At 55.1% G+C, this 12,985-nt stretch carries 10 protein-coding genes and 1 tRNA gene; all 11 read left to right on the top strand.

The window, feature by feature from the left end; genetic code table 11:
- Positions 1-41 precede the first annotated feature (41 nt).
- On the top strand, positions 42-6,911 hold the full coding sequence (locus tag N5J69_RS19575) for an SNF2-related protein (protein WP_279772287.1): 6,870 nt from the start codon (positions 42-44) through the stop codon (positions 6,909-6,911).
- Between the two features lie 30 nt (positions 6,912-6,941).
- Positions 6,942-7,370, top strand: coding sequence for a hypothetical protein (locus tag N5J69_RS19580; protein ID WP_008927000.1), 429 nt, complete (start codon positions 6,942-6,944; stop codon positions 7,368-7,370).
- An 8-nt stretch (positions 7,371-7,378) separates the two neighbouring features.
- Positions 7,379-7,660 (top strand): hypothetical protein, encoded by a 282-nt coding sequence (locus tag N5J69_RS19585; RefSeq protein ID WP_008927001.1) that lies wholly within the window; start codon positions 7,379-7,381, stop codon positions 7,658-7,660.
- A gap of 154 nt (positions 7,661-7,814) precedes the next feature.
- On the top strand, positions 7,815-7,979 hold the full coding sequence (locus N5J69_RS19590; RefSeq protein ID WP_279772288.1) for a hypothetical protein: 165 nt from the start codon (positions 7,815-7,817) through the stop codon (positions 7,977-7,979).
- 136 nt (positions 7,980-8,115) lie between these two features.
- Complete coding sequence (locus N5J69_RS19595; RefSeq protein ID WP_279772289.1) at positions 8,116-8,706, top strand: VRR-NUC domain-containing protein; 591 nt, start codon at positions 8,116-8,118, stop codon at positions 8,704-8,706.
- A complete protein-coding gene (locus tag N5J69_RS19600) occupies positions 8,707-9,225 on the top strand; it encodes a hypothetical protein (protein ID WP_279772290.1) in 519 nt (172 codons plus the stop codon).
- A gap of 59 nt (positions 9,226-9,284) precedes the next feature.
- Positions 9,285-9,521, top strand: a complete 237-nt coding sequence (locus N5J69_RS19605) for a hypothetical protein (RefSeq protein WP_143756077.1) — start codon at positions 9,285-9,287, stop codon at positions 9,519-9,521.
- Between the two features lie 141 nt (positions 9,522-9,662).
- Positions 9,663-10,952: a DNA-directed RNA polymerase subunit alpha C-terminal domain-containing protein gene (locus N5J69_RS19610; RefSeq protein ID WP_279772291.1), complete on the top strand. Its 1,290-nt coding sequence runs from the start codon at positions 9,663-9,665 to the stop codon at positions 10,950-10,952.
- A 428-nt stretch (positions 10,953-11,380) separates the two neighbouring features.
- Positions 11,381-11,453, top strand: a tRNA-OTHER gene (locus tag N5J69_RS19615).
- Between the two features lie 740 nt (positions 11,454-12,193).
- Positions 12,194-12,322: a hypothetical protein gene (locus N5J69_RS19620; protein WP_008927007.1), complete on the top strand. Its 129-nt coding sequence runs from the start codon at positions 12,194-12,196 to the stop codon at positions 12,320-12,322.
- A gap of 200 nt (positions 12,323-12,522) precedes the next feature.
- Entirely contained in the window at positions 12,523-12,963 is a 441-nt protein-coding gene (locus N5J69_RS19625) for a hypothetical protein (protein WP_279772292.1), read from the top strand.
- Positions 12,964-12,985 lie beyond the last annotated feature (22 nt).

The raw sequence follows: 12,985 nt of genomic DNA on the forward strand, positions 1-12,985 counted from the left end.
AAAGCATATTCGCTTTATGCAATCTGAGGAAAAGTTACACAGTGGAAAATCCAGTAAACAGGGCGGTACAGGAGGCGGGATCGGTTGAGGAACTGATCCGGCTGGTCATGCGCCTGCATAAACAGCGAACCGTAGTAGCGTTTGGCGTGACCAAGCGTGAAGGCGTGAGTCTGCAGCGTGAGCGCCGGAGTGCAAACGACAATGCGATCGCGCTGCTTAACTCTCTGCCCCAGGGCTTCGACGGCAATAAACTGACCGACGATCAGCGCCGGGTGCTGGCGGGCTACAGCGGAGAGGGCGGTCTGGAAGGCAGCGGCGGCAGTCAGTATGAGTACTACACACCGCCATTCATGGCGGAAGGTATCTGGGATCTGTTTTCCGATTACGGTATTACCAGCGGTCACATGCTGGAACCGTCTGCCGGTACTGGCGTTTTTCAGGAGACAAAACCGGCTGGCGCCATGATGACGTCGGCCGAGATTTCGGACACGTCCGGACGCATTAACCAGCTGCTGCACCCGGAGGACGATGTTCGCTTGGGTGCGTTTGAGAAGCTGGCGGCATCTGTGCCGGATAACAGCTATGACCATGCCGTTGGTAACGTGCCGTTTGGCGACTCGCGCACTGGTTTTGCCGAGCTTGACCCCGCTTACCGCGATGAAACTAACGTCGGTCACTACTTTGTGATGCGCACCATCGACAAGGTGAAGTATGGCGGGCTGGTGGTGCTGGTGGTGCCGAACGGCATGACCGACGGCGGCGGCAATAACAAAAAGCTGCGCGATCGCGTTTCCCGTGTGGCGGAGTTCCTGGGCGCGCACCGCATGCCGTCCGGCACGTTTGCCGAAAGCGGTACCGCAACGGTGGTGGATGTGTGGGTACTGCGAAAGCATACCGAAGCGCTGACGCAGCTGGTGCATGATAGCGATGAACAGTCGCTTGAGGCGGCAAGCGTGCTATGGCCAACGTTCATCCGGGGCAAGTGGTTCGAAACCGAAGGCCGTCGCTTTGTTCACGGTGAAACTGAGCGATCTGACTTCAATAACATCCTGGTGGTGAAGAAAGATGGCCAGCTGACCAATGCGGCAATGAAGGCCGCGCTGTCGCGCCGCTTTGATAGCCGTATCGACTGGGATCGGCTGGGTACGCCTGCCGCTGTCTGGCAGTCGCCGGTTGAAGGTGATAAGCGCCTCATGGCTGGCGTCTGGCACACCTATGACGGCACCCGTTTTATCAAAGACGCCACCACCGCATCGAGCGGGATCGACGCGGAGCGGTTCGGCGCGGCGACGTTTGGCGACCTGCAGACAAAAACGCGCACCATCAACGGCATGCTGTCGCTGGACAGCCGCGCCCTGTATGCCGCCAGCGTGGAATACCCGCAGCTGTTTGACGATCGCATTCACGCCGCGATCCGTTTCGCCATGCAGCAGAAGCCCGGCCACCGATGGCGCGTTATGCGTGCCTCGATTATCGGTCTGCGCATCAATGACGCGCTGAATACGCAGATGCTGGGCGGCGACGCCAGCGGCATCATTGCCGACGCTGCCCGCCTGGTGAGCGAAGAGGTGGGCCAGTACGGCACGCCGAAAGGCCTGAAACTGGCGGGGCTGTCTGACGCCAGCGCAAAGGGCTGGCTGAGTTTTCAGGCCAACGTCAGCCGTGAAGGCGATCTGTCGGCGCTGCTGAACGGCACCATCGACCGTAGCGAGGCTGTGGCAGTTGATTTCGCCAGTCCGGAGCAGGTGGTATCACATCTTTTCAGCGACGTTGATCTGGTTCCGGTTGCACTGGCCGCCTTCCGCGCCGCGTTTACCGGCCAGCTGCCGGAGGATGACGACGCGCTGCTGGCGCACCTGGCGACCTTCCCGGAGATCGCCCTCGATGGCAACGGCAACATCATGCCACTGGCCCGCGCCACCAGTGGGAACGTGCGCGGCAAAGTCTCCCGCCTGGCGGGGCTGATTGACGACGCGCCGGATGGCCCGGTAAAGGCGAACTATGTCCGCCAGCTGGAAGCCATTAACGAGAAGCGCAATCATACGCCGATCGAAGACATTACGGTTAACCTCAATGCCCGCTGGCTGGACCGCCGCCTGATCAAAGAGTTTCTGATCGAGCAGGGCTTTGATGACTTCAAATACACGCAGGACCTGGAAAACGACAACGGTTATCTGACCGCAGAAGACAATTACGCAGGCAAAGACGGCGTTTTCTCTGGCTACCAGGTTCGCTCTGTCACCAGCAAAGGCGGCGTGACCGAGTTCAAGCGCGCCAGCTACAAAGACGGCTTCTACAATCAGCTGGAAAACTACCTGAATGGCGTGAAGCCACGCGGGGTAAATGCCAATGCGTACCTGAAGCGCATCAGCGATCTGGAGTCACATTTCAACGACTGGCTGCGCACGCACCCGGATGTGGAAACCGTCGTCAGCGACTACAACGACGCCTTTAACGGCTACGTTCCGTTTGAGCACTCGTCTGCCTCGCTGCAGCTGCAGCAGATCAGCGGCAAACGTATTCCTCTGAGCTATCAGAATGCGGAAGTCCGGCGCCTGTCGGAAGACGGCCGCGGCATCATGGGCTTTGGCACGGGGCTGGGTAAAACCACCACGGCGCTGGCGCTGGAAGCCTATAACTACGAGGTGGGGCGCAGTAAGCGAACTGTCTACGTTGTGCCAAAAGCGGTCCTCCAGAACTGGTATCACGAAGCCCAGGGCTTCTACAGCGCCGAGGCCTTCCAGAACATCCTGTTTGTCGGGCTGGACGAAGTGCGCGGCGAAGATGGCCAGATCATGCAGGCCCAAGAGCGCGACGAGAACAACGAGCCGAAACTGGACAAAGACGGCCAGCCGGTGATGCGTAATGTCGTGAAAGAGTCCGCGGCCGCAACCGTGCTTGAGCGCATGAATATGATCCCGGTTTCCAACTACCGCGCCGTGGTGATGACCAAAGAGCAGTTTGGCGATATCCCGATGCGCCCGGAGACAATCGAGGAAAACTCCAGCCAGGCGGTCTTTAACCAGATTGAGAATGGCCGCACGGACCTGATGAAGTCCACGCACCGCGCCGCCACGTCCCGTAACAAACTCCGCGACAAAGCCGCCGATACCGGCACGAAGAAAAAGAGCCAGATCCCTTACTTTGAGGACATGCACTTTGACAGTGTGATCGCAGACGAAGGGCATAACTACCGCAACTCGCACAGCGCCGGACGTGAAGCGGGCCAACTGGCATACCTGCCTAATCCGTCCGTCTCTAAGATTGCCCGCGATATGGCCGTGAAAAGCCAGTACATGATGAAGAAGTACAACGGCCGCGGCGTCGTTATGCTGACCGCAACACCGCTGGTCAACTCCCCAATTGACGCCTTTAACATGCTGTCACACGTCGTGTCGCTGGATGAATGGAAGGCGATGGGGATTCTGACGCCGGATGACTTTGTGCGGGTGTTCGGTGAAACCGAATCTGTGACTGTGCAGAAGATTTCAGGCGAACTGGAGGACAAGCAGGGGCTGGTGGGCTTCAAAAACCTGGACGGTCTGCGCGGCATCTTCCACCGCTGGACGACGCTCAAATCTGCTGCTGACGTGAAAGACAGCGTGAAGATCCCAGGCCTCGACGAGAAAACCGTGGGTGTGCCGATGACCCGCGACCAGAAGGAGCTTTATGAAGAGCTGCGCCAGCGCGCCAGCCGTATCGGCCAGAAGGAATCCCTGCAGGACAATGGCGACGGTACTATGTCCATCGTGCAGAACGACGACGATTTCATTTTCTCTGTTATCCGCGACATGGATAAGGTGGTTATCGATCCGGACCTGTACCGCTCTGCTATCACGTTCCGCTTCCGTGAAGAGGACACAGAGCTGGCGAAACAGGTGGCGCGCTCGCTGCCGGGTGAGGCTGGTGGCCAGCTGCTTGTCGGTGATGATGAAGAGACCGCTGAGGACGCGGAAACCGGCCTAACCGACACGCGCACCAGCAAGGTAGTCAAGACCACGCTGAAGAATCGCGGGGGCGTCGTGGAGCTGGTGGTGAGCGACACGCTGGAGCAGCAGGTACTGGATGCGATCGCTGCTGCCGGTATCAGCATGGAAAACGTCTCGCACCCGGTACCGCCCAAGTATGCCGCGCTGATTGAAAACCTGAAGGCAGGCCTGCCAGACGGTAAGCAGATCATTTTCATGGATGAAAAGTCCCAGCACAACAAGCTGCGCCGCATCATCGCCAGCGCCCTGGGCCTGGCGGAGCAGCAGATAGGCATCATCAACGCCACAACAGTCAGCAAAGCGTCTGGCGTGAAGTTGAAGCCCGTGAAGAAACCGGTTGAGCCGGTGGAAAAAGCGGACGGCAGCTTTAAGGAAGGCGCATGGGATAAGTACTATCAGGATCTGGCGCGCTATGAGGATTATCAGGCCGCGCAGAGTGACGCCTCGCTGGCCGGTATGGAAGGGATCGCCGCCGACTACAACGAAGGCCGCACGCCAATCATCATCTGCAACAAAAAGGCCGAAGTGGGGATCAACCTGCACAAAGGCACCGCCGATACGCACCATCTGACACTCCCCTGGACGCCAGCCAGTATCGACCAGCGTAACGGACGCGGCGCCCGCGTGGGCTCCGAGCGCGACACCATGCGCGTGCATTACTACTGTGGCAAAGGGTCATTTGACGAGTTCCGTCTGGAGACGCTGCAGCGCAAGAAAAACTGGATCAACGACGTCATGAAATCCGACGTATCCAGCATTAAAAACGGCGATGTGGAGTCGAAAGAAGAGCAAAGCCTACTGCTGGCCGCTAATCCGGAAGAGCGCCGCGCCCGCGTCGATGCACAACTGAAAGCGAAGCGTGAAGCCGACCGTCAGCAGGCCGAGCGCGAAGCCGCTGCCGCGCTGGATATCTACCTGAAGGCAAGCGTCGCCGCTGCTACACCTGTTGAAGTGCTTGAAGACAACATTACCAAGCTGTCTGCTGCCTTTGATGCGATCAACGGCGAGATTGATGGCTATCGCGAGGACGTCACCGAAGCTGAAGCCGCCTATAACCTCGAAGTTGAGAAGTATGGCAAACGTTCAGCGGATCAGTGGCGCGGTCAGGACCGTCGCGTAGCGCGTGCTGTACTCCGTGATGGCCTGGCGAAGCAGAAGAAGCTGGAGCAGGAGTTGGGCGGCGCACGTAAGGCACTCACTCGCTCTAAAAGTGCGGCCAGCACCATTAAGCGCTCTCGCGGGGAAGTGGAACGAGCAATTAAGTCCGGCGCGCTGGAAGTCGATCCGGACGTGCTGCGCGCCCCGGAGCAGTACATGAAACTGCCCGATGGCCAGCTGGTGCGAATTGGCGCGACCTATGAAATCTGGCTCAACGATGACCGCGATGAAAAGGGCGTATTCCAGATCCGCAAATTCTTCCCGGAGAAAAATACGGTTGAGGTTGAGCTGATCCACAAGCCGTTGCGCTGCTATACCGGTCCGAACATAGGCGGCTTTGCTGAAATGCCGTCTGCGCTGGTGGGCGACCTCGTGGATATCACCAGTGACCAGGCAAAAGCGCTCCAGACAGCAGCGAAGGGCATCGAGCCGACAGACCTGGCGGACAGGCTGAGCCGTGCTGACTTCTACGCGGCCATTCACGCGGGCGTCCTGAATGTGCGCACCGATGGATGGCTGTACCGCGACAGTGACAGCATGCTGAAACTGGCTTACCTCAGCGGCACGATCAGCGCCAGCGAAGAGCGTCCAGCTGAAACGTGGCTGTACCCGGACCACAGCGACGAGCAGCTGAAGCGCGAGCTTTATCAGTACAGCGTGGATAACAACATCTACAGCGCGCAGGGCTTCTTTAAGGCGATGTTTGGCCGCAACTACGACACGGCATTGCAGGCTTACGGGAAGCAGGCGGGCATGGCGGACGTGGTTAAAGTCTTTAAGCGGCTGGTGGCTGAATTTGAAGCTAACGACTCCTTAAAGCGCACAATGACCGGCGCAACTGATGAAGAAGCGCACGCCGCTTTCCTGGGCGCAGCGCAGGACCGTTATTACTGGAGCAATTCGATCAGTATTCGCCAGTTCCGTAACGGTATGGAAGGTTTCTCCAACCGTAACGAGTATGAAGTGATATTCGACCAGCTGCGTAACGAGATGGCTGACGGCAAGATGCAAGCAATCAGGTCACTGACCGAACAGTATGCAGCCGCCGCGCTGCAGCAGTTCCGCCAGATGAGCGAGAGTGACAGCCAGGCTGGGATTGCTGTGCTGCTGGTGAAGTCGAAATTTGATGCACAATCCGACATTACTCGACCGGCCACCGTTACCGAATCGCCTGCTGCAGTTTATCTGCGTGCCGGCGTTTCACTGGGCGCGCTCGATGAAGCCGCGATCAGTGCCGAAACGTTTACCTCATCCTCCGCCGTTATAAGCCGGTTAAATGAGATTTATGCGTGGCTGGAGCAGATCGAGAAAGGCGGATACCGGGATTACGCCGTAACGTGGGATGACTACAAAGGGATGATTACCGGCAAGCTGTCACCTGATGCTGTGAAGGCCCGCCGCGATGAGGCTCAAAGACTCGCAGCGGCAGCGGCAACTACCGTGCGCACCGCACAGGTACAGAAGCAGTCCGATGGCTTCCAGGTCATGAAAAACGAGCAGGAGCTGGTGGCTTCGCGCAAGTGGAAGAACCGCACTTTCAAAATCGACTTCCCGGCTGGTGGCGCTTATGTCCTGACGGACACCAGTGATAAGCCGGTGCTTAAGCGCAAAGCGGTTCGTGATCTCATCAAAGAGAAGTACGGCGCGAAATTCTGGAATTTTGAAGAAGATCCGGTAGCCGGAAACGAGTTCACACAAGCCGCCTGGCTTATCCCTTCCTCCCACGATCTCGATGCGTTACGCAACGATATTGTAAACGCATAATTCAGGAGCGGCCCGCGAGGGCCGTCAAACATGACGACACTCATTGATACCATCAAGCCAACCGAAACCTACATTGAGAGCCTGCTACCGCTGGCGCTGGACGGGCGAACCGAAGAGGCCTTTTTAGTAAACTATTTGGAAAATTTAGTAAAGCGCGTGAGCAGTACGAGGTTTGCGTACCGGGCTTTTGGGCCGTGGTGGCCTGCCGTCAAAACGTTATTGCTTGAACGTGCTACTACTAAATTTGGGCAGGTAGTCGAAAGCGATGTAGCTGAAATATACTCGCTTTCACGTCCTGCTCTTACGGTCATAGCTGCGCACCTGTACGCTGATGACCGTACCGAAAACGATGCCGTATTCAGCGCGGTACATCTGCTTCCCGTGATGCCTTCTGCGGATGATACTGAACCTTACATGTATGTCAGCTATGATGAATCCATAGAGAAAAGAAGATTTTAGGAGACACCGTGCCGCGAGAGAACAAGTACCTTAAGCTGGAGGAACTGGAAGCCTATGCCTATGCCAATGGTGCTGAGCTGAATTTTTACCCCCCGACTGGGGTATTTACGATGCGTAATCGCCAGGATCATGAAGCATGGGTATGGGTCATTAATCCCTACACACAGGAGAGAGTTAAGCGGGTACGGGAACTGGATAAAAGTAGCTGGATTTCTGCGCTGCAGGATGCGTTAAATCGGCTGAAAAATGCCGGAGAAGCCTTGCCGCAGGTGAAAAGTGACGAAAAGTAGTTATTTTAATTGACGCCAAATTAGAAAACCCTTAGATTTCGTTAAGCATATAAGGCAGCGACAAAGAAAAAGCCCGACCATAAGGCCGGGCTTTCACTTTGCAGGGGTTCAGTTTGGCGACGTACACCCCTGCACCTAACAAAGAGAATATACCATGAATAATTTTGCGCAGCGTGATTTTGTTAATGCCACCTCAAACAAGGCTCTTTCAGCAAAAGCCACGCCTTTTTCTAATGTGATCGGCAGGTTCCTTGTACTTTGCTTCAGTACGCTCGGTATCGTTTACAGCTTGGCGTTCATGTGGATGGCCCACCAGTAAAATGATAACTGCCTGTAATAACTATCTTTCAAAGATGTAGATTACAGGCTTGTTTTTTCCCGTCTCAGCGTTAAAAATACCCCCCAACGCAGATCCACTTTTTAGACTAATTAATCATCGGTTGGCAATTTCGGATATGCGCTTCAGTGAAGAGTGGTTGCACTCCTATAAAAAAAATCAAAAAACCCGCACCAAAGCAGCTGTTAAATCTGCTGGTGGAGCGTCGGTAAAATCCGGCAAAACCTCTGCCTGGTTAGCGGCAGCTTTAGAAATATCGGTTCACGCAAAAGCGCTGGCCGCTCTCGTCAAAAATCCCGATCTGCGCAAAGGCAAACAAGAGCATTTCGATCAGGTTCGAATCTTTGACCATTTTCACCGTCACAACAGGGTTATTTATGACCATCTGTATGCCGTACCAAACGGAGGATTTCGCTTAAAGGCGACCGCCGCAGCGATCGAGGCTGAAGGCGCAAAGCGGGGCGTTCCGGATATGTCCCTAGAAATACCGGCAGGCATCTATCACGGAATGCGGGTAGAGCAGAAACACGGAAAGAATATGCCTTCTGAGTTTCAGCTGACGTGGATGCGTCGCCTGAAAGAGCAGGGGTATTACGTTCTTTTATCATTTTCACCTGAAGAGACGATCAGCGTGATTGAGCAATACGCAGTTCTCAAAGCAGGCGAAGCAATGCCAGCGCATGAGAATGACGGTTTCTGGAGCGAATAAGTGCTTTTTGACGCGCAGTTTTTTACCGGATGCCCCACCTTTGAGCAGTATGCGCGCCGTCAAAAGACGCGCGACGGCTTGGGCCGTGGGCTTTCGGTTTTTGCCGACATGGCTATGGACGTCGGCATTTTCAAAGTACCGAAGCAGGAGCTTATGTCGCGCAGCGGCATGAGTAACCGCCAGCTGAACTATTTCGGCGGCGTGAAGGGGATCAGTTACATCTTGAGAAAATCATTAACAGAAGGACGCGGACGCATGACTACGGCACAGATCGAAGGTTTGAGCAAAATTGGAATCGGTGCCATTACGTGCAGCTATGACCGCGCCTTGCTGAAGATGAAAGAGGATCCGGAATTGCTGATGCGCCGGGAAGCGTGGGAGGCGGGTTACTTTGTGTCGCTTGAGCAGGAGCATGGAGGCTGTGACGTGCTGATACTGACCCGACCGGACGGCGGCGTTGAGATACATGAACTGAGCATTAATGATATGCGCGTCAGCGACTGGGTAGTTATCAGCTGATGGGCCAGGATAAGCCATACCACTACCATACTGTCTGCTACATGGGCGACAACGGGAAGATGAGATCCGGAATCGTCCAGCTGGCCACACGTCAGATTTCCCGCCAGACGCTTGAGAACGTCCGGGCTACGCTTAGCTTTGACGAAAACGCAGTGCTGATCTCGCACAGCTACCTGGGCAGGATGACGCAGACAGAGTATGAGACCGGCGAGATCAAGGTGCCGTCTGTACTGCTGAACGTGCTGATGATTATCACTGTGGCCGCCATAGCCGTAACGGCGCTGAAACTGCTGTAACCCTCTGCTGGTGGCGGAGTCCACGATAACGCCACCAGCAATCTCACCTTTATAGTTTAATCAAATCTAAGAAAACTCTTAGACAGTGGTTAATTTCGAGTTATCATCCGCCGCAAATTACACGCGGATCTGATTCTCAATATGACTACACTCGCTCCACTCCAGCAGCTGCAAAATCTCCCTGTATGCAACGTCGATGACGATGTTCTGCACCAGGCGTTTGTCACCGCTTACAGCCAGCTTAATTCCATCCGTAAACGCCTGACGCTTGATGACCTGGAGCTGCGGCTCCTTGACAACTGCACGAACGCTCTGGAGCAGATCCAGATCGACATCGGCATGCGGCTCAATCATGAGGCTGACACCTACAACCTGCTATTAGACGCACTGGAGCAGGTACAGCAGCAGCTGGGTGCGCAGTCCGCACTGGTCAACGAAGTAACAAAAATTCGTCTCGATGCCGAGAACGCCATTGAAGATGCCCGTGAGGCGGCTACTCAGAGGGTGCTGGAGGCGGACAACCGCGTAATTAATGCAGAGAATCAGCTTGAGGGTATCAGGTCTGCCCTGACCACCGCGCAGCTGGCGTTTACCTCTGTCTCACAGGAATATGAACAGTATCGTCGCAAGAATCCTGAGCGCCTGGCGCGAGACCTGAATGAGCGTGACAAAACCATTTCACAGCAGCGCGCCGATCGCAAAAAAGACAGCCTTAAGCGGCAGGAACTACAGAGCAAACTCAACATCGCGGATAAGGTTGTCGGAGAAGAGCGCCGCCAGCGCGCCGCAACGGCCAATGACCTGATGAAGACGACCGCTCTTTATAACCACCTGAAGGAGCGTGTCGAGTTTCATGATGGCCGGGAAGATGTGCAGCAGTTCCTTCTTCAGCTGCCGGATGGCTCTGGCGACGTGGGCTGCTACATCTACAACTTCCACTTTGGCCTGAGCGTTTTCCACGGTGTCCGGGATGTGTCTATCGAGACGGCTGATTTCCACTTTCAGATCCGTACCGCGATGATGCTGGCAATGGACGTGGTGCCGGGGATATGGGGCAACCCGGTCTTCCGCCTGCTGCCTGAGCTTGCGCCGATGTGGGACACGGCTATCAATGACGAGCTGCACACACGGATAATGAAGCGCCTGGCGCAGGATTTCCCGCGTCTTCACCAGCGCATTCTTGACGGTAAGGCTGCGCCTGTTTCCGAGCTGGCCATACCGACACGCCTCCTTAACGTTCTGACAAAGGCCGGGTATGAGACGGTTGCAGATGCTGGTGGTGAGTTACCTGACGAGCTGGCAAAAGTGAGGGGGCTGAGTGAGGCCTCAGTGATTGAAATTCGTGCTGCCGTGAACAGCTGGTGCATAAAGTGGGCGCAGGAGAACGGCGACATTGAGAATATCAGAAACCCCAAAGTAAAGCGCCGCTAATCCCTCCTTTTATGCTTTGAGAATCTAAGAGTTTTCTTAGATTTTCATTGCTTCATCACTCCGTTTTGTGTACATTCCTCCCCGCTGACAAGAGCTTTACGGCTCCGTGCAAAAATCATAATAGGCATTTGGCGGATTAATCATAACTGTCTGTTTAATCCGCTCTTTTTTCACAAATCAGAGTCTATTCCAGAGTAGGCTATGCTGTGTGTAGTAGGGTTTTTGGCCCGGTAGTTTCCGGGCTTTTTTTCAGGTTCAGCCATGAGTGCATTAGGGTGTGCTGACGGCTGAAACGGGGAAAACGCTTTAGCAAGCGAGGCAAACGCACTGCAAATCTGGCGAGGTTTCCTGACCTCATACGTGACGCAAGCGGGCAGGTTGACCAGATACCTAAGTGTCCGCGCCGGGTATGTACCGGCAAGTATTCAGCATGGGTAGCGAAGAGGCCGAACGCAGAAGTTGTTAAGTCCGCCGCCGGTTCAAATCCGGCCCCATGCACCAGTTCGTAACGGGCCGCCCCCGGTTATTACCTTTTCCGGGTGTGTTATGAGTAAGGTGAACGGCAAGTAGCCCCTCCTGTCATGGCAGTGAACGCGGTTGATGGACTAATCCCGCGCAAAGAATGCCCCATGAGGCTTAAACACGTACCCGCCTGATCCTCGTAAGGGATCACTATTTGTGAGCGTGCTGGTGCTTCTGTCGTTTTACTGGCGTTTGGCGAAAGATTACCTCTGTCAGCGCGCTCACAAATGGGGGAATGCGGCTATGCGCACGCGGGACGGAACAGTTACCTGACGTTTTGCAAATTCCTTTACATGACCCGTCCGTAGATTCCGTATCGGACAGCTGGTGGCACCAGCCCCCCATGCATTACACGTCAACACCAGGCGATGCCCTGTTTACTGGCTAATTTGGCTGGTGGCGGGGCAGGGTATCGGCAGACCTCAACACGCCGTGACGGCTGGGAAAGACCAGCTCACAACGGCGAGGACACTGGCAGGTGACTAAAAATAACACCTGGCGCGTGGTTGCTCAGTGTTCTCGACCGTTGTGGTGATCGCTTTAACACACCGTAGGAGTTGTGGATCCGGAATCCACGGGGCGGAAGCCTTGCCTGTGAATTAACACGGGCGGTCAGCGATGGGCTGCGAAAGCAAAGCGGGTTTAAGTCCCGCCTCATTGAACAATCGCGCTAACGGAAAACGATCACAACAACCCCATTTCCCACGACAGGACGCATTATGTCGTTATCAGAGTTTGCTGCAGAGCACCCGTTTCTCACCGTGATTTACGCGCTGGTGGCCATCTATGCTATCGAGACGTTCATTAAGGCAGTAAGAGGCGGCAGGAAGAAGCAGCGCCGCAAATAGAGCACACCAACAGGAAAGAGCATTGATGCTTTGCGCAAAGCGCCATTGGACTAGGAATGGTCAGTGCTCTATCCGTTGTGGTGCATTCGCAGTTGCTGCTGCGATCGCAAGACTGGCCCCCGATTCTTCAGTCGCGTACACAGGGGTTAAAGCCGCCAGTAACCAGGTTGACCAGTCACTTGAGAGGTTATTTGCCGGGTATGGCACCGGCCACCACCAACGTCATCAATTACCACAGGCAGATTATGAATCCGAATAAGCAGATTATTGTCGCACATGCTGTACCAGTCGCCGTCAGTCGCGTTATGACGAGCATTGATGAATATAAATTTGTCATTGAGGGTAGTCAGTCACAGGAACAGGTGATGCTCTCAGAAGCAGATCTTATGGCTAAATATCTGCCGGTCGGTGATATCAGTCATTTGCCTGAATTTCTCCAGCGCGTCCATATTGAGCGCGCCCAGCTTGCGCACAAGGTCAGCAAACTAACTGCTTACATCAGCACTGCTGGTTTTCTGGAGCTGCACGACAATGACCGTCACCTGCTTGAGCATCAATTAGATGCTATGAGTGCTTACCGCCGTATCCTGGATGAGCGGATCGATAATCACGCAGGAAAGCTGCTGGAAAAATTAGCTTAGAATTAATTGAGCTGGTGGCCAT

The organism is Pantoea sp. GD03673, from assembly GCF_029844725.1.
In the GTDB taxonomy this organism is placed as follows: domain Bacteria; phylum Pseudomonadota; class Gammaproteobacteria; order Enterobacterales; family Enterobacteriaceae; genus Pantoea.